Source organism: Tsukamurella hominis (assembly GCF_965137015.1).
Classification (GTDB): domain Bacteria; phylum Actinomycetota; class Actinomycetes; order Mycobacteriales; family Mycobacteriaceae; genus Tsukamurella; species Tsukamurella hominis.
Genome location: NZ_CBCRZG010000002.1, coordinates 184,076 through 209,507 on the forward strand (window position 1 = coordinate 184,076; position 25,432 = coordinate 209,507).

The window sequence follows — 25,432 nt, forward strand, 5'->3', positions numbered from 1 at the left end:
GTCATGAGCCGTCGCCTCGTCCTCATCCCCGCGCTGGCAGCCCTGCTCGCGCCCCTGATCCCCGCTCTCGCGGCGCCGGCCACGGCGGCCCCGGAATGCGCCGACTACACCTTCATCGGCGCCGCGGGCTCCGGCGAGGGACACTCCGCCGGCGGACTCGGGGCCACCGTGAACTCCGCCGCACAGGCCTTCGCCGGCCGGGCCCGCGCCGCGGGCAAGACGGTGGCGATCCGGCCCATCTACTACCCGGCGGCGGCGGTGCCGACCCGAGTGGACCAGTTCGGCGGCTTCCTCGCCAGCATGAACACCGGCGCGGCGAACACCCAGGGCGACGTCGAGATCGTGCTCAAGGCCTGCCCGTCGACGAAGATCGTGCTGGCCGGGTACTCGCAGGGCGCGTCCGCGGTGCACCGGGCGCTGCAGCGGCTCGGCGACCGGAGGCAGATCACCGCGGCGGCCCTCATCGCGGACCCGGACCGGATCCCGAACGACACCACCCGCTACCTCGGCTCCGCGCCGCGCTCGCAGGGGATGGCGCAGGCCTCGGCGATGATCAGCGGCGCGAACCCCGCCCCGCTCGCTCCGCGCATCGGTGGCCGCACCCTGAGCATCTGTACGTCGGGCGACCCGGTGTGCCACTGGACCGGCGACCTCGCGAAGACGGTCCCCAACTCGCACGACTCGTACTCGGGAGCCGACATCGGCGGCCGGCTCGCGGGCATCGCCGGGCTCTGACGGCCGGCGAGGCCACCGGGGTCAGCGCAGGCCGCGCAGCATCCCTGGCAGGCTCGCGCGGGCCTGCGCCGCGCGCAGTTCCTCGACCGCGTCCAGTCGGCCCAGGCGGAAGGCGATCGCGGGATCGGTCGTCTCGGCGGCGAGGTCGGCCACGGCATCCCGCGCGATCGTCGCATCCTGGAACTCGCCGAGCCGCGTCTGCACCTTCGACAGCGCCTTCACCTCGGAGCGCAGATCGCCCCGCACCACGGGATCGACCACGGCGGAGGCGTAGCGCAGCCGCTTCGCGTGCTTGCGGATGGCGTGCACGTCGTGATCGGTGCACGCCGGATCGGCGAGCAGCACCATCGACTGCCGGGCGAAGGAGCGGATCCGCTTGTCCAGCAGCGGCGCCAGGCTCTTCAACGCCGGCTGATCCGCCCGCTCCCGCAGCGGCGGGTCGGCGATGAACGCGTCGATCGCGTCGAGCAACACGAAGTAGCGGTCCGAGTTCAGCGCGATGTCGACGCGGGTCCAGCCGCGCGCCTCGGCGGCGTGCTGCCGCTGCGCCAGGGCCGCGGCGGCCCCGCCCACCTCGCCGTCCGCATCGAACTCCGCGAAGCGCTGCGCCAGCACCTCGGCATCGCGCACGGCCCCCAGGATCGAGGCGAGCAGCTTGAGCTCCGAGCTCAGGGCGGCGCGGGCGGGCCCCTCGAAGAAGCCGGAGAACTCGGTGAGCACGCTCCGCAATTGCCGGGTGGCGACTCGCATCTGGTGCACGGAGTCGTCGCCGCGGGACCGCACCCGCGGGTCCTCGCGGAGCAGCTTGTCGCGGTACGCGGCGAGCGCCGCGGTCAGCAGGTGCCCGGCCGTGGCGTGCGCGATCTTCTTCGGCAGGTCGACGTGCCCGCGCGCCACCTCGGCGTCGATCGCGCGCGCCAGCTTCGACGCCGCGTCCGGCTCGGCGCCGCCCGCAGCCCGCAACGCCTTGTCGACGGTGATCGCGGTCTTCCGACCCAGCGAGGTGTCCGGCACCTCGAACTCCCACTCGCGCCACTGCTTCTCGGGCCCGTCGGGCAGGAGGGACACCGAGTGCACGTGGTCGTCGACGAATTCGCCGAGGAGCTCGCCGTCGACCGCGTGGCAGTAGGTGGTGTGCCGCTCGTTCTCGACGATGGCGATGGGGGCGAGGGCGCGCCCGCGCACGACGGCGCGGACGCGCTCCACCAGTTCCTCGGGCACGTCGGCGGACGCGCCCTCCGGCGCGTCCTCCTCGTCGCCCAGCGGCACCGTCACCTCGCGGCGGTCGGCACCGTCGGGCAGCTTGAGGTGCCATCCGTCGTCCTTGCCACCCGTACGGCGGCGCAGCGTGATCCGGTTCGCGGCGAGGTCCAGGGCGTCGGTGTCGTAGTACACCGCCACCAGGTGGAAGACCTCGTCGGTCGAGACGTGGTCGACGCCGGGTACGGCGGCCAGCGAGGGCGCCGCCGTCTCGGGGCCGACCTCGTACTTCGTCTCGATCTCACGCTGCTCGGCCATGCTTAGCCCTTCGCGAAGCGGTCGGTGGCCTCGATGAGCGCCGATCGGATGCCCGGCTCGAAGGCCGAGTGGCCGGCGTCGGGCACCATCACCAGGTCGGCGGTGGGCCAGGCGCGGTGCAGGTCCCACGCGCTGCGGGCGGGGCACACCACGTCGTAACGGCCCTGCACGATGGCGCCGGGGATGCCGGCGAGGCGGCCGATGTCCCGCAGCAGCTGCCCCTCGTCGAGGAAGCCGCCGTTGACGAAGTAGTGGTTCTCGATCTGCGCGAAGGGGATCGCGAACCGCGGGTCGTCCGCATCGGCCGAGCTCTCCGGCGTGTTGATGAGGTGGCTGGTGCTCCGTTCCCACTTCGACCACGCCTTGGCGGCGGCCAGCGCGACCTCCTGGTCGTCCGCGTGCAGGAGCCGGTGGTAGGCCGCGATCTTGTCGGCCGACGGTGCCCGGTCCGCCTCGTCCAGCGGGGCCAGGTAGTCCTCCCAGTTGTCCGGATAGATGTGGGAGGCGCCCTCGTTGTAGTACCAGTCCAGCTCGCTGCGACGCAGCAGGAAGATGCCGCGCAGCACCAGCTCCGTCACCCGCTCCGGGTGGTTCTGCGCGTACGCCAGGCCCAAGGTGGAGCCCCACGAGCCGCCGAAGACCTGCCAGCGGTCGATGCCGAGGTGCTCCCGGATCCGCTCGATGTCGGCGATGAGGTGCGCGGTGGTGTTCACCGCGAGCCGGTCGACGAGCGAATCACCCTCGCCCGACGGGGGATCGGCGATGTGCGGCCTGGACTGCCCACACCCGCGCTGGTCGAAGACGACGATGCGGTACGCCGTCGGGTCGAAGAACCGCCGGCAGTCGGGCGAGGTGCCGCCGCCGGGGCCGCCGTGGATGAACACCACGGGCTTGCCCTCGGGGTTGCCGCTCTGCTCGACGTACAGCAGCTGTCCGTCGCCGACGTCCAGCAGCTCGGTGCTGTAGGCCTCGATCTCGGGATAGAACTCTCGCATCAGAATCCGTGCTCCGGTCCGGGGAACTCGCCGGAGGCGACCTCCGCCACGTACTCCTGGGCGCCGCGCAGCAGCTCGTCGCCGATGTTCGCGTACTTCTTGACGAATCGCGCCGTGCGGCCGCGGTTGAGGCCGGAGAAGTCCTGCCACACCAGCACCTGACCGTCGCACTGGTTGCCTGCGCCGATCCCGATCGTCGGGATCGAGATCTCCTTCGTGACCTGCGCGGCCACGTCGGAGGGCACCATCTCCAGCACGACCGAGAAGGCACCGGCGGCGTCGACGGCCTTCGCGTCGAGGCGGATCTTGTGGGCCGCGTCGTCGCCCCGGCCCTGAACCCGGTTGCCGCCCAGCGAGTTCACCGACTGCGGGGTGAAGCCGATGTGCGCCATCACCGGGATGCCGCGGCGCTGCAGGAACTCGATGGTGGGCGCCATGTGCTCGCCGCCCTCGAGCTTGACCGCCTCGGCGCCGGCCTTCATCAGCGTCGCGGCGCTGCGGTAGGCCTGCTCGGGGGACTCCTCGTAGCTGGCGAACGGCATGTCCGCCACCACGAGCGCGTACTTCGTGCCGCGGCGCACCGCCGCGACCATCGCCGCCATCACGTCCAGCTCCATCGGCAGCGTGGAGTCGAACCCGTACACGGTGTTCGCTGCGCTGTCGCCGATCAGCAGGGCGGTGACGCCGGCCTCATCGAAGATCGATGCGGTCATGAAGTCGTAGCTGGTGAGCATCGCCCACTTCTCGCCGCGCTCCTTGAGCTCGGCCAGGTGGTGGATGCGCACCTTCTTGCGCGGGGGTTTCGCGGCGGTCGCACCGTCCGCGGCGGATCCGTTTCCGTACAACGGGGTCTCGCTCATCTCGTCACTCCATCTCAACAGTCCCAGCCGGAATCTCCGGTCCGGGCAGTCTCTAGGCCGGGTCGTGCCAGCGGTTCGTGATCGGCATCCGGCGGTCGCGGCCGAAGGCCTTGGTCGTGATCTTCGGGCCCAGCGGGTATTGGCGGCGCTTGTACTCGGCGCGGTCGACGAGGCGCGCGACCTTGCGGATGAGGTCCGGGTCGTAGCCGGCGCCGTTGTTCCCCTCCGCCGCGATCTCGGCGACGCCCTGGTCCTGCTCGACGTAGCGGCGCAGGATGTCGTCGAGGATCTCGTAGTCGGGCAGCGAGTCGCTGTCCTTCTGGCCGGGGCGCAGTTCCGCCGACGGCTCCTTCGTGATCGAGTTCTCGGGGATCGGCGGGGTCTCGCCGCGCTCGACGGCGACCTTGTTGCGCCACCGCGCCAGCTCCCAGACGAGCGACTTCTCCACGTCGCGGATGGGGGCGTAGGCGCCCACCGCGTCGCCGTAGATCGTCGAATAACCCACGGCCAGTTCGCTCTTGTTGCCCGTGGCGAGCACGAGGTGGCCGTCGAGGTTCGACAGCGACATCAGCGTCATCCCGCGGCAGCGGGCCTGGATGTTCTCCTCGGCCAGGCCGGACAGGTGCAACTGGCCGACGAAGGCCTCCACCATGTGCTCGATCGGCTCGAACCGGAAGTGGATCCCCATGCGCTGCGCCTGATCCGCGGCGTCGTCCTTCGAGTGGTCCGAGCTGTACTTCGAGGGCATGCCCACGCCGTACACGTTGTCGGCGCCCACCGCGTCGGCGGCGATCACCGCGACCAGCGCCGAGTCGATGCCGCCGGACATGCCCAGGCCGACGGTGCGCCCGCCCACCTTGTGGACGTAGTCCCGCGTGCCGGTGACCAGGGCCGCCCAGATCTGCGCGAGCTCGTCGAGCTCGGCCCAGGAGGTCGTGGGATCGGCCAGGACGGTGGGACGGGCCGGCAGGGACACCTCGGTCACGCTCCACCCGTCGACGGACGTCGCCCGCTCGCGGCCGAGCGGTGCGACGTCTGTGAACTGAGTGTGCTCCACGAACTGCGGACCGGCCGCGGGGGCGCCATCGGCGCCCAGGACGAACGAGTCACCGTCGAAGACGAGCTCGTCCTGCCCGCCGACCAGGTTGACGTAGATCACCGGGGCGCCGCCCTCGGCGACGCGTGCAGCGACGACGTCGCGGCGCTGCGCGGGCTTGCCGGCCTCGAACGGGCTGGCGTTGAGGCACAGCACCGCGTCGACGCCCAGCTCCGCGAGCCCGGCCACGGGACCGTCGGGCCACCAGACGTCCTCGCAGATCGCGAGGCCGAGCCGCACCCCGTCGACGTCAAGGACCACCAGCCGGTCGCCGGGGGTGAACCACCGCTTCTCGTCGAAGACGCCGTAGTTCGGCAGGAAGTGCTTGTCGTACCGCGCGACGAGCTCGCCGCCGTGCAGCACGCCCGCCGCGTTGCGGGCGCCGCCGGTGGGGTTGGTACTCGTCTCCGGCGCGTCCGGGTCGCGGTCGAGGAAACCGACCACCACGATGAGATCCCCGCAGCCGGCCGCGTCCAGGGACCGGGCCAGCTCGTGCACGGCCTCGCGGGAGTCGACGGCGAAGGACCGGCGCAGCAGCAGGTCCTCCACCGGGTAGCCCGTGAGGGCCATCTCGCCGAAGACGGCGACCTGCGCGCCGCGCTGCGCGGCGTCCCGGGCAGCGGCGGTGATCCGAGCGACATTCGCGTCCAGGTCACCCACGACGGGGTTGATCTGGCACGCCGCGACACGAAGGGGCGTCATGGCTCAACCCTAGCGTCCCCGGAACCGGGAGCGCCGCGTGGCAGGATCGGAAGGATGAAGGCAGGCAAGCCCCTCCTGACCGCGACCGCGGTCCTCGCCGCGGCGGTACTCGCGGGATGCTCGGTCCAGATCGGGGGGACCGCGGAACCGGCGGGCGGATCGTCCGCGCCGGGCAGCGCCACACCCACCCGGACGTCGGTCGCGGGCGTGCCCGCGAGCCTCGGGAAGTACTACGGCCAGAAGGTCGAGTGGGGCTCCTGCGCCGCGATCGCCAAGGCCGACGACATCACCGAGTACGACAAGACGAAACTCGAGTGCGGCCGGGTGACGGTGCCGATCGACTACGACGATCCGTCGGCGGGGGAGACGAAGCTCGCCGTCGCCCGGGTCAAGGCAACCGGGCAGCGGCGGGGTTCGCTGCTGATGAACCCCGGCGGCCCCGGCGGCTCCGGCGTGCAGCAGGTGGCCGGCAAGTCGATGGAGGCCGACAAGTTCGCGATCGCGCAGAGCTTCGACCTGGTCGGCTGGGACCCGCGCGGCGTCGGTGCCAGCTCGCCCGCGGTGAAGTGCTTCAGCGACCGGCAGCGCGACGAGAACCGCCTCTCCACCCTCGCCTTCGACAACTCCCCGGCGGGCATCACGAAGCAGGAGGCGTTCAACAAGTCCCAGGCGGACCTGTGCGCCGAGAAGATGGGGCAGACCTTCCTCGCCAACGTCGGCACCGCGCAGACCGTGCGCGACCTGGACGTGCTGCGCGCGGTCCTCGGCGACGAGAAGCTCACCTACCTCGGCTACAGCTACGGCACGTTCATCGGCGCCATCTACGCGGAGACCTTCCCCGAGCGGGTCCGGGCCATGGTGCTCGACGGTGCCGTCGACCCCGCGCTGGACCAGATCACCGCGAACGTGCAGCAGATGGCCGGCTTCCAGACGGTGTTCGACGACTGGGCGAAGGACTGCGCCAAGTACCCGACGTGCCCGGTCGGGACCGACCCGGCGCAGGCGACGGCGCGGTACCAGCAGTTGGTGCGCCCGCTCATCGACAAGACGGTGCGCGGCCAGGGCGGCCGGCAGCTCAGCTACAGCGACGCCACCACCGCCACCATCCAGGCCATGTACGCGAAGCAGCTGTGGGAGCCCCTGCGGCGGGCGCTCACCGGCCTGCAGCGCGGCGACGGCTCGCTGCTGCAGCGGATCGCCGACCTGTACCTCAACCGCGACGAGCTCGGCCGCTATTCGCCGATGATGGACGCCAACACCGCGATCAACTGCGTCGACGGCCCCGCCGTCACAGCGCCCGCGGACCTGGCCCGGCTCGACACCGAGATCCGCAAGGCCGCGCCCTTCCTCGACGACGGCCGCGGCACCGGCCGCGGCGCCAAGGGCACCTGCGCGTTCTGGGCGGCGGCTCCGACCCTCAAGCCGCACGAGGTGAACGCCGTCGGCGCGCCGAAGCTGGTCGTGGTCTCGACCACCCACGACCCGGCGACCCCGTACGAGAACGGGGTGAACCTGGCCGAGCAGCTTGGGGCCTCTTTGATCAGCTTCGAAGGCAGCCAGCACACCGTCTCGCTCGAGGGCAACGCCTGCGTCGACGACGCCGTGACCGCCTACCTGCGCGACCTCAAGACCCCGGCGGCGGGTCTCCGCTGTACGGCCTGATCAGTTCGCGGCGAGCACGCGGATCGCGAAGATCAGGGTGTCGCCCGGCTCGACGCCGGCCTTCGGCTCGCCCTTGGGGTAGCCGTCCGCCGCCGTGACCGCCGTGACCACCGTCGTGCCTGAACGCTGCCCGACGAGGGCCGCCCGGAAGCCGGGAACCACGTCGGGGAGGGCGATCTCGGCCGAGGTCGCGCGGCCGAAGGCGTCGTCGAAGACCGCCCCCGTGCGGCCGTTCACGCCCTGGTAGCAGACGGTGACTACCGATCGTTCAGTCAGCTCCGCGCCCGACCCGGGCTCCGCGACGACGGTCTGTGACCGGTCGACCCGGTACGGGGCGTCGACGGTGACCCGCGGTGCGGCGTGCTCCGTCGGTGGGACGACGACGGCCCGGCCGGTGACGCCGGTCAGGGTGACCGTCTTCGCGTCCGCGGCCGGCGCCGCGGCGGGGCAGGTGTCGATCGTGCCGGTCGCCCGGGACGGGGCGGGCGCCTCGGTCGACGCGCCGCACCCCGCGAGGGGGACGGCGCAGGCCGCCGCGGCGGCGACGGTGAGGCGCGCGAACGGTGCATCCACGCCCGGGACGCTACTCGGTATCCCCTTCGCAGGTGCGAATCGGCCGGAACCGAGGGGAGGCGTTCGGTGGCCTGCGGCCTTCTCGGGTTGTAACACGCAGTTAACACCTCCTCGCTTAGGGTCGAGCCATGGACCGGCAGCAGGAGTTCGTGCTTCGCACCATCGAGGAACGGGACATCCGCTTCGTGCGGCTGTGGTTCACCGACGTCCTCGGTTTCCTCAAGTCCGTGGCGATCGCGCCCGCGGAGCTCGAGGGCGCGTTCACGGAGGGGATCGGCTTCGACGGCAGCTCGATCGAGGGTTTCTCCCGGGTCTCGGAGGCGGACACCGTCGCCAAGCCCGACCCGTCGACCTTCCAGGTGCTGCCCTGGACCAGTGGAGACGGGGAGATGCACTCCGTCCGCATGTTCTGCGACATCGCGATGCCCGACGGGACGCCGTCCTGGGGCGACAGCCGGCACGTGCTGCGGCGCCAGCTCAACCGCGCCGCCGACCTCGGCTTCTCCTGCTACGTGCACCCGGAGATCGAGTTCTACCTCCTGAAGAAGGAGTCGGGCCCGCACGGCATGCCGATCCCCGCCGACAACGGCGGCTACTTCGACCAGGCCGTGCACGAGTCGGCGCCGAACTTCCGGCGCAAGGCGATCGAGGCCCTCGAGGCGATGGGCATCTCGGTCGAGTTCAGCCACCACGAGGCCGGCCCCGGCCAGCAGGAGATCGACCTGCGGTACGCGGACGCGCTCTCCATGGCCGACAACGTGATGACCTTCCGCTACCTGGTCAAGGAAGTCGCGATGACCGAGGGCGTGAAGGCCTCCTTCATGCCGAAGCCCTTCTCGGCCCACCCGGGCTCGGGCATGCACACCCACATGAGCCTCTTCGAGGGCGACTCCAACGCCTTCCACGATCCCGACGACGAGCTGCAGCTCTCCGCCACCGGCAAGGCGTTCATCGCGGGCATCCTGCACCACGCGCCGGAGATCTCCGCCGTCACCAATCAGTGGGTCAACTCCTACAAGCGCCTGGTGACGGGCGACGAGGCGCCGACCGCGGCCACCTGGGGCGCCGCCAACCGCTCCGCGATGGTCCGGGTGCCCCTGTACACGCCGAACAAGGCGAGCAGCCGCCGTATCGAGGTGCGCTCGCCCGATTCGGCCTGCAACCCGTACCTGGCCTTCGCGGTCCTGTGCGCGGCCGGGCTCGAGGGCATCAAGGGCGGCTACGAACTGCCCGAGGCCGCCGAGGACGACGTGCGGCAGATGACCGCGCGCGAGCGCCGCTCCATGGGCTTCAAGGACCTGCCCGCCAGCCTCGACGACGCCCTCGTGCTCATGGAGAAGAGCGAGCTGGTCGCGGAGACGCTGGGCGAGCACGTCTTCGAGTACTTCCTGCGCAACAAGTGGTCCGAGTGGAACGACTACCGCGCGGTGGTCACCCCGTTCGAGCTCGACCGCTTCCTCTCGCTGTAGGTAGGCCGACGGTGCCGCCGACGAACCGCGAGGTCCGCCGTCCCAGCGCGGGGCGCTTGGGGCTGCTCGACTCCACTGCGGAGGCGAACCTCGAATCCCTGGGATGGGCGAACGCCGAGAGCACCGACGTGCTGTGGGCGCTGTCCCGTTCCGCCGACCCGGACTGGACGCTGCGCGCGGTGGTGCGGCTGCGCGAGTCCGCGGGTGACGACTGGGCGGAGATCGACGGCCTGATCCGCGGCGACACCACGTTCCGCGGGCGGCTCTTCGGGCTGTTCGGCGCCTCCGACGCGCTGGGCGACCACCTCATCAGCCACCCGGCCTCGTGGCGGCTGCTGCGCGATACGGCGCCGCTGCGCTCGCGCGACGACCTGATCGCGGCGATGCTCGGCACCGTCGACGCGGTGAAGGTGCCGGGTCGCCGCGACGACGACCTGCTCTACCGCGCCGCCGTCACCGGCGGCGCCGCCATCGCCGCGCTGCGGGACGGCTACCGCGACCTGGTGATGGTGCTGGCCGCACGGGATCTCGCCGAGCTGGTGGAGAACGAGCCCACGCTGCCCTTCTCGCTGGTCGGCGCGCACCTCGCCGACCTCGCCGACGCCGCACTCACCGCGGCCCTCTCCGTCGCCGTGGCGACCGTGTACCCGGAGAGCGACCCGGAGGGCCGCCTCGCCGTGGTGGCGATGGGCAAATGCGGTGCGCGGGAATTGAACTACGTCTCCGACGTGGACGTGATCTTCGTGGCCGAGCCGGCCGACGGCGCCTCGGCCCGCCTCGCCGGCGAGATGATGCGGATCGGCTCCGCCGCCTTCTTCGACGTGGACGCCGCGCTCCGACCGGAGGGCAAGGCGGGCAGTCTCACGCGCACGCTGGACTCGCATGTGGCGTACTACAAGCGGTGGGCCAAGACCTGGGAGTTCCAGGCGCTCCTCAAGGCCAGGCCGCAGACCGGCGACCTGGCCCTGGGGCACGAATACCTGAGCGCGGTGAGCCCCATGGTGTGGGAGGCCGCCGAGCGCGAGGACTTCGTGCAGGACGTGCAGGAGATGCGCCGCCGCGTCGAGGAGAACATCGCCCCCGACCTCCGCGAGCGCGAGCTCAAGCTGGGGCGCGGCGGGCTGCGCGACGTCGAGTTCGCCGTCCAGCTCCTGCAACTGGTGCACGGCCGAACCGACGAGACGCTGCGCGAGCGGAGCACCGTCGACGCCCTCGAGGCGCTCACCGTGGGCGGCTACGTGGGCCGCGATGACGGCGCGAACTTCACCGCGTCGTACGAGTTCCTGCGCACGCTGGAGCACCGGCTGCAGCTGCGTCGCATGGAGCGCACGCATCTGCTCCCGCCGCCCGACCACGAGGAGGCGTGGCGCTGGCTCGCCCGCGCCGCCCATATCCGGCCCGACGGTGACCGGGACGCCGCCGGCGTCCTGCGGGCGGAGCTCAAGCGGCAGTCGGCGCGCGTGCGCAGACTGCACACCAAGCTCTTCTACCGGCCGCTGCTGGACTCGATCGCGAACCTCGACGCGGACGCGGTGAGTCTGAGCGACGACGCGATCGTCGCGCGACTGGCCGCGCTCGGCTTCCTCCAGCCACAGCACGCCCTGGCGCACCTCAAGGCGATGGCCGACTCCTCGCGGCGCGGCCGGATCCAGACCATCCTGCTGCCGACCCTGCTCGAATGGCTCAGCGAGACCCCGAATCCCGACGCCGGCTTGCTGAACTACCGCAAGCTCTCCGAGGAACTGCGCGACGTGGAGTGGTACTTGCGGGTGCTGCGCGACGAATCGGTGGTGGCGCAGCGGCTCATGACGGTGCTGGGATCGTCGACCTTCGTCGCGGAGCTGCTGGCCCGCTCGCCCGAGGTGATCCGGCTCTTCGCCGACGGCGCGGCGGGCCCGAAGCTCACGGAGCCCTCGCCCAAGTCGGTCTACGACGGGATGCTCGCGGCGGTGAGCCGGGCGCACCACCGCGACCGGGCGATCGCGGTGGCACGGGCCATGCGGCGCAGCGAGATCGCCCGCGTCGCCTCCGCGGACATCCTCGGCATGATGACGGTGCCCGAGGTGTGCGCCGCGCTGTCCTCGGTCTGGGGCGCGGCCCTCGACGCGGCGCTGGTCTCCGAGGTGGCGACGTCCGTGGTCGAGCGCGAGTCCAGCCGCAGCGCGTACCCGCCCGGCGCGCCTGCGCGGATCGCGGTCATCGGCATGGGCCGGCTCGGCGGGCACGAGATCGGTTACGGCTCCGACGCCGATGTGCTGTTCGTCTGCGTCCCCAACGAGGGCTACGAGGACTCGGACGCGGTCCGCTGGGCGAACCTGGTCGCCGATGCCGTGCGCACCCGGCTCGGCGCACCGTCGGTGGACCCCGGCCTGGAGGTCGATACCGGGCTGCGCCCCGAGGGACGCAACGGACCCGTCGTGCGGACCCTGGCCGCCTACCGGGCGTACTACCAGCAGTGGGCGCAGCCCTGGGAGGTGCAGGCGCTCCTGCGCGCCACCCACGTGGCCGGCGACGAGGACATCGCCCGCGAGTTCCTGCACATGGTGGACGAGACCCGCTACCCCGAGGGCGGCGTCTCGCCCGCGACGGTCAACGAGCTGCGGCGCATCAAGGCCCGCGTCGACTCCGAGCGACTGCCCCGCGGCGCGGACCCGGCGACGCACACCAAGCTGGGGCGCGGCGGCCTCTCCGACGTCGAGTGGACGGTGCAGCTGGAGCAGCTGCGGCACGCGAGCGCCGTTCCCGCGCTGCGCAACACCTCGACGCTCGAGTCGCTCGACGCGATCGAGGCGAACGAGCTGCTCCCCGCGAGCGACGTCGAGCTGCTGCGGGAGGCGTGGCTCACCGCCACCCGCGCCCGCAACGCCCTGTTCCTGGTGCGCGGCAAGCCCGTCGACCAGCTGCCGGGGCCCGGCGCGGTACTCTCCAACGTCGCGTACGTGGCCGGGTGGCGGGGCAGCTCGCTGGACTACCTCGACGACTATCTGCGCACCACCCGGCGCGGGCGCGCCGTCGTCGACCGGGTCTTCTGGGGCGAATAGCGCCGCAGCGGGCAGGATGGCCGCATGAGGATCTTCTTCCGGATGGCGGCGAGCATCGTCGGGACCGCGGCGCTGCTGGGTGCGGTCCTGGCGCTCGTGCTGCACTTCTGGCCCGGCACCGACAAGGTCACAGTGGCCGCCGCCGCGGTCTCGCCGGTGCTCTGGCTGGCATGCGTGGCGATCGCGGCGGTGTGCCTGCTGTACGTTCGCGCGCTGCTGCGCCTCGTGCTGGTGGCGGCCGTGGCTGCGGCGGGGGTCTGGGTGCAGGCGCCGCTGTGGCGGGGCGAGCCGGCGCCCGCCGGCCCGACGCTCACCGTGCTCAGCGCGAACATCCAGGTGGGTGCGGGCGACGCGGACGCGCTCGCGAAGCTGGTGCGGGAGAACCGCGTCGACGTGCTCGCCGTCCTCGAGGTGACGGACGACGCCGCCCGGCGGATCGCCGCGTCGAGCATCGCCGCCGACCTGCCGCACTCGATCGTCCGGCCGGCGGCGCTCGCCGACGGCACCGCGCTCTACAGCCGCCACCCGCTCAAGAGCACCGGCACCGTCCCCGGCTTCGTCATGAACGCGCTGACCGCCGTCGCCACCGTCCCCGGCCGCGGCGACGTGCAGTTGTTCGCGCTCCACCCGATGCCGCCCCTGGACCCCGAGACCTGGGACTCCGAGCTGCGCCGTATCGGCGCTCTGCTGCAGGGCGTCCCTGAGGGCCGTCCCGTCGTCGCCCTCGGCGACTACAACGCCACCTACGACCACGTGCGCTTCCGCAGCCTGCTGACGGGCGGCTACCGCGACGCGGGACAGCTCGCGGGCGCCGGGTGGCTGCCGACGTATCCGACGGACAAGACCTATCCGCCCGTGGTGGGGATCGACCACGTCCTCCTGCGGGGGCTCGGCGCCGCGGAGGTCAGCGGCCACGAGGTGCCCGGGGCGGATCACCGGGCGCTGCTCGCCCGGGTGGGCTGAGTTGCCGCCGGCCGGCGATCAGGCCACGGTCAGTTCCAGGCAGCTCTCCACACCGAACAGCCGCAGGGTGCGGCGTGCGCCCGCAGGGATCTCGTCGATGACGTCGGTCGTCGCGACGACGCGGGGCTCGGTCGCGCTGAGCGTCGCGCCGTGCCGCAGGAGGTCGACGGTGCCCGCCGCGCGGATGTTGCGCACCCAGTCGGTGTCCGGCCCGTAGGGCAGCGCGATGACGAGCGTGCCGCGGTCCGTCGCGAACGCGTCGACCGGCGTCTCGTAGGCCGTGCCGCTGCGCCGCCCGACGTGCCGCACCACGGTGCGGGTCGAGTCGGGTGATTCGGCGTCGTGGACGGCGCGCGGGTTCGTGAAGTCCCGGTTGAACCGACGCACGACGTCGAGGACCGGCCGGATCCGGAACCGGATGCCGGCGAGGATGACGGCGACGGCCGCGAGCGGGAGGAGCACGACGGCTCCGACGACGACTGACAGCACGCGCATGACGCCTCCTGGGATCGGGTGAACCCAGTCTGGCGGTGCGAGCGCCGCCGCACATCAGGGCGATCCCTGAATCCGCGGCTCGCGGGAGCCGCGTCCGCGCGGGCTACGAGGCGGAGAGGATCTTGATCGCGAAGATGATCGTGTCGCCAGCCTGGATCTGCCCGTCCGGCGTGCCCGACGGGTAGCCATCGGCCGAGGTGACGGCGACGCCCACGGCGGTGCCGACCTTCTGGCCCGCGATGGCCTTCTTGAAGCCGGGGATCACGCCGTCCAGCGAGAACGAGGCGGGCTTACCGCGGTCGTAGGTGCTGTCGAAGCGCTCCCCGGTGCGACCGTTCACACCGAGGTAGCAGACCGAGACCGTCGCGGTGTCGCCGACCACGGCACCGTCGCCGGGCGGGTTGAAGGCCTGGACGTGCGTCTGCTCGACGGAGAAGGGCTTCTCGACGGTGATCTGCGGGGACGCGGTGTCCGACGGTCCGGTGACCACGATGGAGCCGGTCTGCCCCTGGTAGGTCCAGTCGGGGGAGTTGGCGGTGCTCGGGGCGCCCGTGGGGCAGGCCGCGGAGGCCTCCGGCGTGCTGCAGGCGGTGAGGGACGCCGCCGCGAGGACGGCGGAGGCGACGACGAGGGTCGGGCGGGTGGCACGCATGGGATCGAACCTACCGTCTCGCCGGAGGTTCACAGCAAGGTCCCAGGCTCGGCTGAGCGGACAGGGGATGCACGTTGGGTAGCGTGTGGCAGTGGGAACGCGTGGGACGGTGGCGGAACTGACACGGATCGCCCGTCTCGACGGTGCCGCGCGCCGCGCCGTCGGTGCCGCGGAGCGGATGCTCGGCGGGCTCGGGCGCGGCGAGATCGTCTACCTCATCGGCGTCGCCGGGCATCCCAACCTGGGCGACGAACTGGTGCTGCGGATCTGGCTGCGGCGCCTCGCGCGGGTCCGGCCCACTGCCACCGTCGTGGTGGACGTCGCGCACGTCGGCGAGGCCGCGCTGTTGTTCGCCGGCGACCATCCCCGCGCGGTCTTCGTGGACACGCTGTGGCGGCTCGCCCGCGCCGCCGACGAGAACCCCGATCTGCAGTCGGGGACGGCCGCGCAGGACTGGGTCGCGGGTGCCGCGACCGATATGCGGATCGCGCCGGGGCTGGCGGAGGGCGTCGATCACCTGCTGCGCGCCTCCAGCATCCACGTCATCGGCGGCGGCTACGTGAACCGGCAGTGGCCCCAGTGGTTCCCGGTGATCTCGGCGGTCGCCGCCGTCACGGAGCGCACCGGGGCGGCCGCGTACGCCACCGGGCTCGGACTGCTCCCGCTGCCCGACGGTGCCGACCTCGACCGGTTCCTCGCGGACGCTGCGGCGTTCGCGGTGTTCGATGTGCGGGACCGCCCCTCCTACGCCGCGCTGCGCGGGGTGTCCGGCGCGTCGCTGACCGGTGACGACGTCTGGCTCGGGCTGGGCGCCGTCGCCGGACGGCCCGGCGCCGCACCGGGATTCGGCCGGGCGCCGACCGTTCCGGCGCGGCCCGGCGAGGTGGTGCTGTGCATGCAGGAGGACCTGTCCGAGGGCTTCGTCCGGGACGGCCTCTCCGGCGCCCCGGCCCTGGCCGCGCTCGCCCGCGACATGCTCGACGCCTGGGGCGTGCCCGGCGATCGCGTCACCGTGGTCGAGGGCATCCCCGGGCACGACTACACCGTCCCGAAGTTGTTGGGGGACAGGATCGACGGCGCGCGGATCATCCCGTTCCTCGACGTCTGGCGCGCGGGGCTGCCGGTCGGCGAGGGCCGCACCTGGATCAGCTCCCGGTTCCACCCGCACCTGCTCGCCGCCGCGGCGGGGGACAGTGGCGTCGCGGTGGTGCCCAAGCGGGAGTACTACGACATCAAGCACGGCTCGCTGGTGGACGCCGGGTCGCGGTGGACGGTTGTCGACGACGCCTCGCCGATCCCCGCCCGGCCCGACGCCGGAGGGTTCCCGGAGGCGGACCGTCGCGCCAATGTCGCGCGGAAGACCGCGCTGGCGGCGAGGTTGTATCCGCGGGTGCGGTGAGCGCTACGCCGGATCCGGCCGGGCGGAGCTGCGGCCGAGGTCCTTGGCGTCGTGCTGCCGGCTCATGTCCGCGGTGGGGATGACGAGCACCTCACCGTCCGGGAGCGTCGTGCTCACGCGCGGGCGGGCCGGGCCGGAACCGGCGCCGGAACGGTCCACCACGTCGTTCCCCTTGAGCTTGGTCTCGAACATCATCGCCTCCTGTTCTCCACCGACGTTACGCTCGGCGGCGTGCATTCGCCTCGACTGATTCTGATCAACGGCGCTCCCGGCTCGGGCAAGTCGTCGATCGCCGCTGCTCTTGCCGACGAGGACCCGGCGATGGTCGTGCTCGACGTCGACCGGCTGAAGCACGCCATGCCCGACTGGGACAAGGCCCCGATCGAGTCGGGGATCCGCGCCCGGGAGCAGGCCCTCGACGCCGCTGAGGTGCACCTGCGAGCGGGCCTCGACGTGGTGCTGGGGCAGTACCTCGCGCGGACGCCGTTCATCGAGGCACTGGAACGACTCGCGGGCCGATGCGGTGCACGCTTCGCGGAGATCGTCCTCGACCTGGACGCCGAGGAACTCGCGGCCAGACTGGAGGCGCGGGCGGCAGCCCCCGACCGCCCCGAGCACGCGGTCAACAATCGTCTGGTCGGCGCCGCGGACGCCGATGCGTTGGTGGCGTCGTTGGAACCGCTGCGCGCGTCGCGGCCGAACGCTGTCCGGATCGATGCATCGGGTTCGCTGCCCGTCACGGTCGCGCGCGTGCGCGACGCCCTGCCCGACGGGGGAGCACACCGTCGGGCCAGGAGGACGTGAAACGGCCCCGCACCCAGGAAGCAGGTGCGGGGCCGAATCAGATCGCGGCGCTACGGATCACACGTCGTAGTAGAGCTCGAACTCGTACGGGTGCGGGCGGAGGTTCACCGGGGCGATCTCCTTCTCGCGCTTGTAGGAGATCCACTCCTCGATGAGGTCCTCGGTGAAGACGGCGCCGGCGGTGAGGTACTCGTGGTCCTCCTCGAGGCGGTCGATCACGTCGGAGAGCTGCGTCGGGGCCTGCGGGATGCCCTTGGCCTCCTCGGGCGGCAGCTCGTAGAGGTCCTTGTCGACGGGGGCGTGCGGCTCGATCTTGTTCTTCACGCCGTCCAGGCCGGCCATCATCATGGCGGCGAAGGCCAGGTACGGGTTGCCCGAGGAGTCGGGGCAGCGGAACTCGATGCGCTTGGCCTTCGGGTTGTTGCCCGTGATCGGGATGCGCACGCACGCCGAGCGGTTGCGCTGGCTGTACACCAGGTTGATCGGGGCCTCGTAGCCCGGCACCAGGCGCTTGTACGAGTTGATCGTCGGGTTGGTGAAGGCGAGCAGCGACGGGGCGTGGTGCAGGATGCCGCCGATGTACCAGCGCGCGATGTCCGACAGACCGCCGTAGCCGGCCTCGTCGTAGAACAGCGGCTTGCCGTCCTTCCACAGCGACTGGTGGGCGTGCATACCCGAGCCGTTGTCACCGAAGAGCGGCTTCGGCATGAACGTGACGGTCTTGCCCTCCTGCCACGCGGTGTTCTTGACGATGTACTTGAACAGCTGGACGTCGTCGGCCGCGTGCAGCAGCGTGTCGAACTTGTAGTTGATCTCGGCCTGGCCGCCGGTGCCGACCTCGTGGTGGCCGCGCTCGAGCGTGAAGCCGGCGTTCTGGAGGTTGGTGGAGATCTTGTCACGCAGGTCCACGTAGTGGTCGTACGGCGCGACGGGGAAGTAGCCGCCCTTGTTGCGAACCTTGTAGCCGCGGTTCGGCGTGCCGTCCTCCTCGATGGCGCGACCGGTGTTCCAGGAGCCGGAGACCGAATCGACCTCGTAGAAGGAGCCGTTGATGCTCGAGTCGTAGGAGACCGAGTCGAAGATGTAGAACTCGGCCTCGGCGCCGAAGAAGCAGGTGTCGGCGATGCCGGTGCTGAGCAGGTACTCCTCGGCCTTGCGCGCGATGTTGCGCGGGTCGCGGGTGTACGCCTCACGGGTGAACGGGTCGTGGACGAAGAACGAGACGTTCATGGTCTTCGCCGCACGGAAGGGGTCGATGCGCGCCGTGGTGACGTCGGGCAGCAGCATCATGTCGGACTCGTCGATCGACTGGAAGCCGCGGATCGACGAGCCGTCGAACGCCAGGCCGTCCTCGAAGACGCTCTCGTCGAACGCCTCGGCGGGGATGCTGAAGTGCTGCATCGTGCCGGGAAGATCGCAGAAGCGGATGTCGACGTACTCGACGTTCTCCTTCTTCAGGTAGTCGAGAAGTTCCTCTTTGGTAGTGAACACCTGTTACTGGCTCCTTCGTCGTCCGGCGGTGACGGTCGCGGTCGTACCGTTTGCACCACCACCGAGGTTACGAGAATGAACGGTATGGACGAGGTGTTGCCCGAGAACTAACGCAATGTTTCATCGGTGTTACACATCGAGGAGCCGTCCGGGAGGCCGTCGAATCGGACCCCCACGTACCCTGGGTGCATGCGTCGAGAAACGGGATCATGGCTGTCCGGAGCGTCCGCGGCCCTGCCGGAGGGCGCCCACGGCGAGTACCGCGGGCAGGCCCTGGGCCTGCCGCGCGACGGTGCCGGGTCCGCCGCCGGATCGGGCCGTCGCGTCCTGGGGCTGTTCCTCGACTGGGTACCGTCCGCGCTGATCGCGGTGGCGATCGTCGGACCGAGCCGCGTCTTCGCGGGGGAGCCCACGGCCTTCGACACGCTCGCACTGGGCATCTGGTTCGCGGTGGGTGTGCTGTCGGTCACCCTGTTCGGGTTCACGCCCGGCCAGTACTTCGCAGGCCTGCGCGTCGCGCGGATCGAGAACCCGCAGATGCGGGTGGGCTTCGTCCGCGCGCTCGCACGCAACCTGCTCATCGTCTTCATCGTGCCGCCGCTCATCCAGGACGTCGACGGTCGCGGCATGCACGATCGTGCCACCGGCACGATCCTCGTCAAGGCTCGCTGAGGGCACGGGCCCGCTGCGGATACGGGCCCGCTGACGACTCAGGGCCCGCCGTAGCGGGCCCCGAGGGCGGAATCAGTTCGATCCGGTCTTGCGCCGGACGGTGCGCTGCACGCTGCGCATCTTCGCGCCCTGCGGCAGCGGCCCGCGCGGCATCTGCGCGCCGCCGGTGCGGGTGGAGAGCGCGGAGAGGCGGCCCTCCAGCTCGTCGATCTTCTTGCCGTTGATGTTCGACGGGAGCTTGTTCAGGGAGCGCTGCAGCTTGCGCAGCGGGACCTGCCCCTCCTCGTTGCCCACGGTGAACTCGTAGATCGGGGTCTGGCCCACGACGCGCGCCGTCTTCTTCTTCTCCTGCGCGAGCAGGCCCTTGATGCGGCCCTCGTTGCCCTCGGCCACGAGGATCACGCCGGGCTTGCCGATCACGCGGTGCACCGCGTCGGCGTGGGTGGTGCGCGCGACGGCCTGCGTCACGCGCCACGAACCGCGCATGTTGTCGAGCGCCCAGCCGGCCGCGCCGACCTGGCCCTCGTTCTTCGTGTACACGCTGCGCTCCAGGCGGCGGGTGAAGACGATGAACGCGCCGAGCGCGCCGACCAGCACGCCGAGGATGAGGAACATCCACCACGGCTGTTCGATGAGGACGCCGAGACCGATCGACAGCGCGATCGCGCCGACGAAGACGCCGACCATGATGGGAACCAGCGCCTTGTCTTCCTTGCGCTGCATCTGGAACGCCTGCCACATCTGCTTGCGGCGTTCCTTCGAAGCGGCCCGTCGTGCCCGCTTCGCCTCGGCCTTCTGCGCTTTGAGCTTGTCGGCCGCTGCCTTGTCCTGTGCCATGTCTCCCAGCTTAATGTTCTACTTCGCGGCGGCGGCCATGCGGCTCAGCACCGACGTCGCCTCCTGCGCCGCGTCACCCTCGGCGGTCAGGTGCGCCATGTTCTCCGGAATCGGGCGGCCGTGGTGCGCCATCGCCTTCGCGTAGAGCTTGCCCGCGCGGTACGACGAGCGCACCAGCGGTCCGGCCATGACGCCGGCGAAGCCCATCTCCTCGGCGGCCTGCGTGTGCTCGACGAACTCCTCGGGCTTGACCCACCGCTCCACGGGATGGTGCCGCGGCGACGGGCGCAGGTACTGGGTGATGGTGATGATGTCGCAGCCCGCGTCGTGCAGGTCGCGCATCGCCTCCGTGACCTCCTCGGGGGTCTCGCCCATGCCGAGGATCAGGTTCGACTTGGTGACCAGGCCGAAGTCGCGGGCCTGGCGGATCACGTCGAGCGACCGGTCGTAGCGGAACGCGGGACGGATCCGCTTGAAGATGCGCGGCACCGTTTCGAGGTTGTGGGCCAGCACCTCGGGGCGCGACTCGAAGACCTCGGCCAGCAGATCCGGCTTGGCGTGGAAGTCGGGGATGAGGTTCTCGACGCCCGTGTTGGGGTTGAGCTTGTGGATCTGGCGCACCGTCTCGGCGTACAGCCAGACGCCCTCGTCGGGCAGGTCGTCGCGGGCGACGCCGGTGATGGTGGAGTAGCGCAGGCCCATCGCCTGCACGGACTCGGCCACGCGCCGCGGCTCGTCGCGGTCCAGCTCCGCGGGTTTGCCCGTGTCGATCTGGCAGAAGTCGCAGCGCCGGGTGCATTGCTCGCCGCCGATGAGGAAGGTGGCCTCGCGATCCTCCCAGCACTCGTAGATGTTGGGGCAGCCCGCCTCCTCGCACACCGTGTGGAGGCCCTCACGCTTGACGAGGCCCTTGAGCTCGGTGAATTCAGGGCCCATCTTCGCGCGCGTGCGGATCCAGTTCGGCTTGCGCTCGATCGGGGTCTGTGCGTTACGGACCTCGAGGCGGAGTAGCTTGCGGGGGTTCTCCGGGGTACTCACTCGGTCCATGCTACGCCCGGTCCCGCGGCCCGACGGTGGCGCGGGTCACGCCTCGTCGCCCCTGATTGTTCGATCATCTAATCTGGCTCCGGCAGGAGGTGTGCAGATGGTGCAGGGGAGGACCCCGTGGGGCACGTTCGGCGTGCTCTACCTGGTGTTCTTCCTCATGGGCGCCGAGATGAACCTCGTCGCTCCGTTGCTGCCGGACATCGCGCGGGCCTTCTGCGCATCGACCGGCGCGGCGGGCAACGTCGTCACCGCCTACGTCCTCTGCTACGCCGTCACCGGGCCCCTCTTCGGCCGGCTCTCGGACCGGCTCGCGCGGCGGCACGCGATCGCCGCCGGGATGGCGGTCTTCGCCGTGGCGGACGTCCTCAGCTACCTCGCGCCGTCGCTGGAGCTGCTCGTCGCGGCCCGTGCGCTCTCCGGCCTCGGCGCGGCGCTGGGCGCACCGTCGATCTGGGCGTACCTCGCCGAGTACGCCGCGCCCGCGCAGCGCGGCCGGGCGATCTCGCTGGGCGCGGCCGCCTACGCGGGCGGCCAGGTCCTCGGCGTCCCGCTCGGGGCGCTCCTCGCGCACGGCCTCGGATGGCGCGCGCCGTACCTGTTGATCGGCGTGCCGATGCTGGCGGTGGCCGCGGTGACCGCCCTGCGCCTGCCGTCCGCGGGCCCGACCGCTGCCGGCCCCGATCGGGGCGGCCTGTTCGCGCCCTGGCGCGACCGCCGGATCGCGCTGGCCTTCTCCTCGTCCCTGCTGCTCCAGGCGGGACGGCTCGGTGCGTACACCTACGTGGGCGTGCTTCTCTCGCAGCGGTTCGGCTACGGCCTCACCGCGTTGGGCCTGATCGGCCTCGTGGTCGGGATCGGCTCGATGACGGGGTCCGTGGCGACGGGCGCGCTCGTCGACCGGCTGGCCCGGCGCGGCGTGCACCCCGCGTGGGTGCCCGCAGGCGCGGCGCTCGTCGTCGCGGCGGGGGTCGCCGTCGCCACGACCGCGACGGTCCCCGCGGTCGTGATCACGGCGATCGCGGTGTGGTGTGCGGGCGGCGGCGCCTTCTTCTCGGCGCAGCAGACCTACCTGTCGTCCGTGGACCCCGACAACCGCGCCGCCGTGCTCGGCTGGAACAACGCGTGCACCAACGCCGGGATCGCGGCGGGCACGTCGGTGCTGGGCGCCGTGGCGGTGGGCGGCCCGTGGTTCGCCGCCGCGGCCACGGGGTTCGCCCTGGCTGCCGCGCTCCTGTGCTTCGCCTCGGTCCGGCTCGGCGGCGCGGCGCCTCGAGCGACCCGCGACGCCCGCGACGCGCCCGTCACGGCTTCGACGGCCACCACACCCGGTCGCCGAGCGCGGTGATCGCCGCGGGAACGAACACGGTGCGGACCACCACGATGTCGATCAGCAGCCCGATTCCGATGGTCGAGCCGATCTGCAGCAGGTTGATCACGCTGCCGCTCATGAGCGCGAACATGGTGATCGCGAAGACCAGGCCGGCGGTGGTGATCACGCTGCCCGTGGTCCCGAACGCGCGGAGGACGCCGCGCACCGTCGAATCCCCGGCGGCCTCCTCGCGGATGCGGTCCGCGAACAGCATGCTGTAGTCCGCGCCCACCGCGACCAGGGCCATGAAGGCGATCGGCAGCACGGACCAGTCGACGGGGATCCCCAGCCCGTGCTGCCAGAGCAGGACCGACGCGCCCGCGGCGGCGGCGAACGACAGGACCACCGTGGCGACCATGAGCGCCGCCGCGATCACCGCGCGGAGCAGCACCAGCAGCACCAGGAAGACGCCGATCACCGCGACCAGCCCGAAGAGCAGGAAGTCGCGAAGCACCTGCTCGCGCATCTGCGCTGAGATCGAGGCCAGGCCGAAGCCGTCCATCGTCGCGGACTCGAGAACGGTGCCGTGCGCCGCCGCCCGCGCGGCGTCGGGGATCGACGCGGCGGTGTTCAGCGCCTCGTCGGAGTACGGGTTGATGCCCCACACCACCAGCATGCGGGCGGACCGGCCGTCGGGCGACAGGAGCACCCGCGAGCCGTCGACGAAGCGGTCCGACTGCAGCCCCTGCGCGGGCAGGTAGAAGCCGCGGCCCGGGCCGTCCGTGGTGCCGGCGCTGAGCCCGGTGAGGTAATCGGTGGCAGTGCCGAGGCCCTCCTGGAGGCGGCCCGTCATCTCCACCACCTGGTCTGTGCCGGTCTTGACCTGGCCCAGGCCCGTGCTGAGCTGGGACAGCCCGGTGGAGAGCTGGGTGACGCCCGCGGTGAGCTCCGCGAGCTGCCCCTTGACCTGCTCCGGGCTGAGCCCGCCGAGGCCCTGGAGGAGGCCCTGCAAGCGGGCGAGGGCGTCGTCGGCCTGGGCGAGGGCGGTCGCCGCGCGGTCCGTCGTCCCGGCGGGCAGGACGACGGTGGCCGCGCGCACCGCCGTCGAGGCCCGTCCCGACGTGGCGCGGTCGAGCTCCGCGAAGGCCCGGCGCGCCGCGGTGCAGTTCGCGTCGGCGGCGCAGGCGGGGGAGACGGGGCCGACCAGCGGGCCGAACACCTCGCCGATCCCGGCGTTCTGTCGCTGCGCGGTCCGCACCGCATCGGCGGCGGTGGTCAGGGTGGCCACGGCGCTGCGCAGGAGAGCGGTCGCGGCGTTCACGTCGACGGAGCCGCCGCTCGCGGTCGCCAGCGCCTGCTGGGCGGACGTCAGCGCGTCGAGCACGCCCGACGCCAGCCCGGTCACCCGCTGGGTGCCCGCGACGAGCTCGGGGACCCGACGGGATGCCTCACTCGCGCCCGCGTTGAGCTGGTCGACGCCGGAGGCCAGGGCCTTGAGCTGTGGCGAGGCCTCCTTGAGCTGGCGGTTCGCATCGCCGAGGCCGTTCGCCACCTGCTGCGTCTGATAGCCGACGGCCGACTCGGGGATCGGCTTCCCGTCCGGCCGGGTGATCGACCGGACATAGGCCACCTGCGGCAGGTTCGACACCCCGATCGCGATGGATTCGAGCGCGGCGAGGTCGTGCGTGTTGCGCATGTCGTGGTCGGCGCGGATGAGCAGGAACTCCGGCACCGCCTCGTTGACGCCCCAGTGCTTCACGACCGTCTCGTAGCCGTTGCGGGAGTCGGTGGCCCGCAGCTGCATCCGGTTCTCGTCGAAACCGATCACCATGCTCGGCAGCACCGCCGCGGCGGCGACCAGCACCACGAGCGCGGCGGCGGACAGCGGCACCGCGCGGCGCATCACCTTCGCGCCCGTGCGGCGCCAGCGCTTCTCCGTGCCGGGCCGCGGCTCGACCCAGCCGCGCGCGCCCAGGAAGCGCAGCAACGCGGGCGGCAGGGTGAGCGCGATGAGGCAGGTGACGATGATGGAGATCGTCGTGGGCAGGCCCGCGGTCACGAAGATGCCCACCTTGCAGAAGATCATGGCGCCGCTCGCCACGGCGATCGTGAGGGCGGACGCGACGATGATGCGTCCGACGCGGGTGGACGCGGCGACCGCGGCCTCGTCGGAGGGGGCTCCGGCGCGCCGCGCCTCGTGGTACCCGGCGACGGCGAAGATCGCGTAGTCGGTGGCCGCGCCCAGCACCATGGCCGTCATGATCGCGATGGAGAAGTTGGACACGGGGATCACCTCGTGCTCGCCCACCAGCGAGACGATGGGCCGCGCGACGGCGAGGGAGAGACCGATGGTCAGCAGCGGCACCATCGCCGCGCCGATCGACCGGTAGGTGACGAGCAGCAGCGCCATGATGAGCACCACCGAGACCGCGGTGATCACCAGCAGCGAGGCGTCGATCGCGGTGAACAGGTCCGACAGGGTCGGCGCGGTGCCCGTGAACTCCACGGTCGTGCCCGCCGGCGCAGGGATCGAGCGGATCGTCTCCCGGATCGCCTCGGTACTCGACTGCGCCCGGGTGGAACCGATGTCGCCCACCTCGGCGACGAGCAGGTTGATCGCCTTCCCATCGGGGCTCAGGCCCACTTCGCGCGCGGCAGGCTTGCCGAAGGTGTCGATCACGTAGGCGACGTGCTCCTTGTCGGCCTCGAGGGCCGTGGTGAGCGCGCGGTAGTACTGCTCCTGCTCGGGACCGATCTTCCCCTCGGCGGCGACGATGACGTTGCCCTGCGCCGTCGACGACGGGGTGCCGAACTCCTCGGCCATGGCGCGCAGGCCGTCGACACCGGGCAGGTCGCCCGGGATGAACGGCGCCGAGTGCTTGTGGACGGTGACCTCGAGCTGCGGCACCGCGACGTTGAGGACGCCGGCCAGTGCGACCCAGAACAGCAGGATCCAGGCGGCGTAGCGCACGCAGAGCCGGCCGAGCCGCGCGAAGAAGGGCTGCTTCGCTGCGGAATTACTATGGGCGTCGATCACGGTCACCTTCCGGTCCGCCGGAGGAGATCCGGCCGTGGTCCAAAAATCGAACTGGACTGATAGGTGTGAACCGTA

The 25,432-nt window shown here is 71.6% G+C and carries 21 protein-coding genes; 9 read left to right on the plus strand and 12 right to left on the minus strand.

The window, feature by feature from the left end:
• The first annotated feature begins 3 nt into the window (after positions 1-3).
• The gene (locus tag ACM9LD_RS03490; RefSeq protein WP_415675388.1) at positions 4-735 is read left to right on the plus strand and encodes a cutinase family protein; all 732 of its coding nucleotides are present in this window, start codon (positions 4-6) and stop codon (positions 733-735) included.
• Positions 736-756: 21 nt separating this feature from the next.
• Here the strand turns inward: ACM9LD_RS03490 and ACM9LD_RS03495 are convergent, their stop codons facing one another.
• Genes ACM9LD_RS03495 through ACM9LD_RS03510 form a run of 4 tightly spaced genes read right to left on the minus strand, consistent with a single transcriptional unit; the run spans position 757 to position 5,906 of the window.
• On the minus strand, positions 757-2,253 hold the full coding sequence (locus ACM9LD_RS03495) for a CYTH and CHAD domain-containing protein (RefSeq protein ID WP_415675389.1): 1,497 nt from the start codon (positions 2,251-2,253) through the stop codon (positions 757-759).
• A gap of 2 nt (positions 2,254-2,255) precedes the next feature.
• On the minus strand, positions 2,256-3,248 hold the full coding sequence (pip, locus tag ACM9LD_RS03500; RefSeq protein WP_415675390.1) for a prolyl aminopeptidase: 993 nt from the start codon (positions 3,246-3,248) through the stop codon (positions 2,256-2,258).
• Positions 3,248-4,108 (minus strand): 3-methyl-2-oxobutanoate hydroxymethyltransferase, encoded by an 861-nt coding sequence (gene panB / locus ACM9LD_RS03505; RefSeq protein ID WP_415675391.1) that lies wholly within the window; start codon positions 4,106-4,108, stop codon positions 3,248-3,250. The genes pip and panB overlap by 1 nt, the downstream gene beginning before the upstream one ends.
• A 52-nt stretch (positions 4,109-4,160) precedes the next feature.
• A complete protein-coding gene (locus ACM9LD_RS03510) occupies positions 4,161-5,906 on the minus strand; it encodes an NAD+ synthase (RefSeq protein ID WP_415675392.1) in 1,746 nt (581 codons plus the stop codon).
• A 54-nt stretch (positions 5,907-5,960) separates the two neighbouring features.
• Here ACM9LD_RS03510 and ACM9LD_RS03515 point away from each other — a divergent pair, with 54 nt between their 5' ends.
• Complete coding sequence (locus tag ACM9LD_RS03515; protein WP_415675393.1) at positions 5,961-7,568, plus strand: alpha/beta hydrolase; 1,608 nt, start codon at positions 5,961-5,963, stop codon at positions 7,566-7,568.
• On the opposite strand, the gene ACM9LD_RS03520 is transcribed toward ACM9LD_RS03515, so the two are convergent.
• Positions 7,569-8,141: an FKBP-type peptidyl-prolyl cis-trans isomerase gene (locus tag ACM9LD_RS03520; RefSeq protein WP_415675394.1), complete on the minus strand. Its 573-nt coding sequence runs from the start codon at positions 8,139-8,141 to the stop codon at positions 7,569-7,571.
• Positions 8,142-8,269: 128 nt separating this feature from the next.
• Here ACM9LD_RS03520 and glnA (ACM9LD_RS03525) point away from each other — a divergent pair, with 128 nt between their 5' ends.
• From glnA (ACM9LD_RS03525) to ACM9LD_RS03535, 3 genes are read left to right on the plus strand one after another with little or no spacing between them, the layout of a single operon-like run.
• A complete protein-coding gene (glnA, locus tag ACM9LD_RS03525) occupies positions 8,270-9,610 on the plus strand; it encodes a type I glutamate--ammonia ligase (RefSeq protein WP_415675395.1) in 1,341 nt (446 codons plus the stop codon).
• Between the two features lie 11 nt (positions 9,611-9,621).
• Entirely contained in the window at positions 9,622-12,651 is a 3,030-nt protein-coding gene (locus ACM9LD_RS03530; protein ID WP_415675396.1) for a bifunctional [glutamine synthetase] adenylyltransferase/[glutamine synthetase]-adenylyl-L-tyrosine phosphorylase, read from the plus strand.
• A gap of 24 nt (positions 12,652-12,675) precedes the next feature.
• Positions 12,676-13,614 carry an endonuclease/exonuclease/phosphatase family protein gene (locus ACM9LD_RS03535; RefSeq protein ID WP_415675397.1) on the plus strand — a complete coding sequence of 313 codons (939 nt, stop codon included), beginning with the start codon at positions 12,676-12,678 and terminating at the stop codon, positions 13,612-13,614.
• An 18-nt stretch (positions 13,615-13,632) separates the two neighbouring features.
• Here the strand turns inward: ACM9LD_RS03535 and ACM9LD_RS03540 are convergent, their stop codons facing one another.
• Together ACM9LD_RS03540 and ACM9LD_RS03545 are read right to left on the minus strand one after the other, a co-directional pair.
• Positions 13,633-14,109: a nitroreductase family deazaflavin-dependent oxidoreductase gene (locus tag ACM9LD_RS03540; protein ID WP_415675398.1), complete on the minus strand. Its 477-nt coding sequence runs from the start codon at positions 14,107-14,109 to the stop codon at positions 13,633-13,635.
• A gap of 103 nt (positions 14,110-14,212) precedes the next feature.
• Entirely contained in the window at positions 14,213-14,761 is a 549-nt protein-coding gene (locus ACM9LD_RS03545; RefSeq protein WP_415675399.1) for an FKBP-type peptidyl-prolyl cis-trans isomerase, read from the minus strand.
• Positions 14,762-14,870: 109 nt separating this feature from the next.
• On the opposite strand from ACM9LD_RS03545, the gene ACM9LD_RS03550 reads away from it, so the two are divergent.
• Positions 14,871-16,160 (plus strand): polysaccharide pyruvyl transferase family protein, encoded by a 1,290-nt coding sequence (locus tag ACM9LD_RS03550; protein WP_415675400.1) that lies wholly within the window; start codon positions 14,871-14,873, stop codon positions 16,158-16,160.
• A gap of 3 nt (positions 16,161-16,163) precedes the next feature.
• On the opposite strand, the gene ACM9LD_RS03555 is transcribed toward ACM9LD_RS03550, so the two are convergent.
• Positions 16,164-16,352, minus strand: coding sequence for a hypothetical protein (locus ACM9LD_RS03555; RefSeq protein WP_415675401.1), 189 nt, complete (start codon positions 16,350-16,352; stop codon positions 16,164-16,166).
• A gap of 39 nt (positions 16,353-16,391) precedes the next feature.
• Between ACM9LD_RS03555 and ACM9LD_RS03560 the strand changes: the two genes are divergently transcribed.
• The gene (locus tag ACM9LD_RS03560) at positions 16,392-16,964 is read left to right on the plus strand and encodes a P-loop nucleotide/nucleoside kinase family protein (RefSeq protein WP_415675402.1); all 573 of its coding nucleotides are present in this window, start codon (positions 16,392-16,394) and stop codon (positions 16,962-16,964) included.
• Positions 16,965-17,021: 57 nt separating this feature from the next.
• Here ACM9LD_RS03560 and glnA (ACM9LD_RS03565) read toward each other — a convergent pair whose 3' ends face one another.
• Complete coding sequence (gene glnA / locus ACM9LD_RS03565; protein ID WP_415675403.1) at positions 17,022-18,455, minus strand: type I glutamate--ammonia ligase; 1,434 nt, start codon at positions 18,453-18,455, stop codon at positions 17,022-17,024.
• A gap of 189 nt (positions 18,456-18,644) precedes the next feature.
• Between glnA (ACM9LD_RS03565) and ACM9LD_RS03570 the strand changes: the two genes are divergently transcribed.
• On the plus strand, positions 18,645-19,127 hold the full coding sequence (locus ACM9LD_RS03570; protein WP_259144330.1) for an RDD family protein: 483 nt from the start codon (positions 18,645-18,647) through the stop codon (positions 19,125-19,127).
• A gap of 72 nt (positions 19,128-19,199) precedes the next feature.
• Here ACM9LD_RS03570 and ACM9LD_RS03575 read toward each other — a convergent pair whose 3' ends face one another.
• Together ACM9LD_RS03575 and lipA are read right to left on the minus strand one after the other, a co-directional pair.
• On the minus strand, positions 19,200-19,964 hold the full coding sequence (locus ACM9LD_RS03575) for a DUF4191 domain-containing protein (RefSeq protein ID WP_415675404.1): 765 nt from the start codon (positions 19,962-19,964) through the stop codon (positions 19,200-19,202).
• A gap of 18 nt (positions 19,965-19,982) precedes the next feature.
• Entirely contained in the window at positions 19,983-21,011 is a 1,029-nt protein-coding gene (gene lipA / locus ACM9LD_RS03580; protein ID WP_415675405.1) for a lipoyl synthase, read from the minus strand.
• Between the two features lie 97 nt (positions 21,012-21,108).
• Here lipA and ACM9LD_RS03585 point away from each other — a divergent pair, with 97 nt between their 5' ends.
• The gene (locus ACM9LD_RS03585; protein ID WP_415675406.1) at positions 21,109-22,356 is read left to right on the plus strand and encodes an MFS transporter; all 1,248 of its coding nucleotides are present in this window, start codon (positions 21,109-21,111) and stop codon (positions 22,354-22,356) included.
• Here the strand turns inward: ACM9LD_RS03585 and ACM9LD_RS03590 are convergent.
• Positions 22,313-25,363 carry an MMPL family transporter gene (locus ACM9LD_RS03590; RefSeq protein WP_415675407.1) on the minus strand — a complete coding sequence of 1,017 codons (3,051 nt, stop codon included), beginning with the start codon at positions 25,361-25,363 and terminating at the stop codon, positions 22,313-22,315. The genes ACM9LD_RS03585 and ACM9LD_RS03590 overlap by 44 nt on opposite strands.
• Between the last annotated feature and the right edge of the window lie 69 nt (positions 25,364-25,432).

Excerpts from the sequence above, each read along its gene's own strand:
- ACM9LD_RS03490 (WP_415675388.1), top strand. The coding sequence starts at position 4 with ATGAGCCGTCGCCTCGTCCTCATCCCCGCGCTGGCAGCCCTGCTCGCG.
- ACM9LD_RS03495 (WP_415675389.1), bottom strand. The coding sequence starts at position 2,253 with ATGGCCGAGCAGCGTGAGATCGAGACGAAGTACGAGGTCGGCCCCGAG.
- pip (WP_415675390.1), bottom strand. The coding sequence starts at position 3,248 with ATGCGAGAGTTCTATCCCGAGATCGAGGCCTACAGCACCGAGCTGCTG.
- panB (WP_415675391.1), bottom strand. The coding sequence starts at position 4,108 with ATGAGCGAGACCCCGTTGTACGGAAACGGATCCGCCGCGGACGGTGCG.
- ACM9LD_RS03510 (WP_415675392.1), bottom strand. The coding sequence starts at position 5,906 with ATGACGCCCCTTCGTGTCGCGGCGTGCCAGATCAACCCCGTCGTGGGT.
- ACM9LD_RS03515 (WP_415675393.1), top strand. The coding sequence starts at position 5,961 with ATGAAGGCAGGCAAGCCCCTCCTGACCGCGACCGCGGTCCTCGCCGCG.
- glnA (WP_415675395.1), top strand. The coding sequence starts at position 8,270 with ATGGACCGGCAGCAGGAGTTCGTGCTTCGCACCATCGAGGAACGGGAC.
- ACM9LD_RS03535 (WP_415675397.1), top strand. The coding sequence starts at position 12,676 with ATGAGGATCTTCTTCCGGATGGCGGCGAGCATCGTCGGGACCGCGGCG.
- ACM9LD_RS03540 (WP_415675398.1), bottom strand. The coding sequence starts at position 14,109 with ATGCGCGTGCTGTCAGTCGTCGTCGGAGCCGTCGTGCTCCTCCCGCTC.
- ACM9LD_RS03545 (WP_415675399.1), bottom strand. The coding sequence starts at position 14,761 with ATGCGTGCCACCCGCCCGACCCTCGTCGTCGCCTCCGCCGTCCTCGCG.
- ACM9LD_RS03555 (WP_415675401.1), bottom strand. The coding sequence starts at position 16,352 with ATGTTCGAGACCAAGCTCAAGGGGAACGACGTGGTGGACCGTTCCGGC.
- ACM9LD_RS03570 (WP_259144330.1), top strand. The coding sequence starts at position 18,645 with ATGCGTCGAGAAACGGGATCATGGCTGTCCGGAGCGTCCGCGGCCCTG.
- ACM9LD_RS03575 (WP_415675404.1), bottom strand. The coding sequence starts at position 19,964 with ATGGCACAGGACAAGGCAGCGGCCGACAAGCTCAAAGCGCAGAAGGCC.
- lipA (WP_415675405.1), bottom strand. The coding sequence starts at position 21,011 with ATGGACCGAGTGAGTACCCCGGAGAACCCCCGCAAGCTACTCCGCCTC.
- ACM9LD_RS03585 (WP_415675406.1), top strand. The coding sequence starts at position 21,109 with ATGGTGCAGGGGAGGACCCCGTGGGGCACGTTCGGCGTGCTCTACCTG.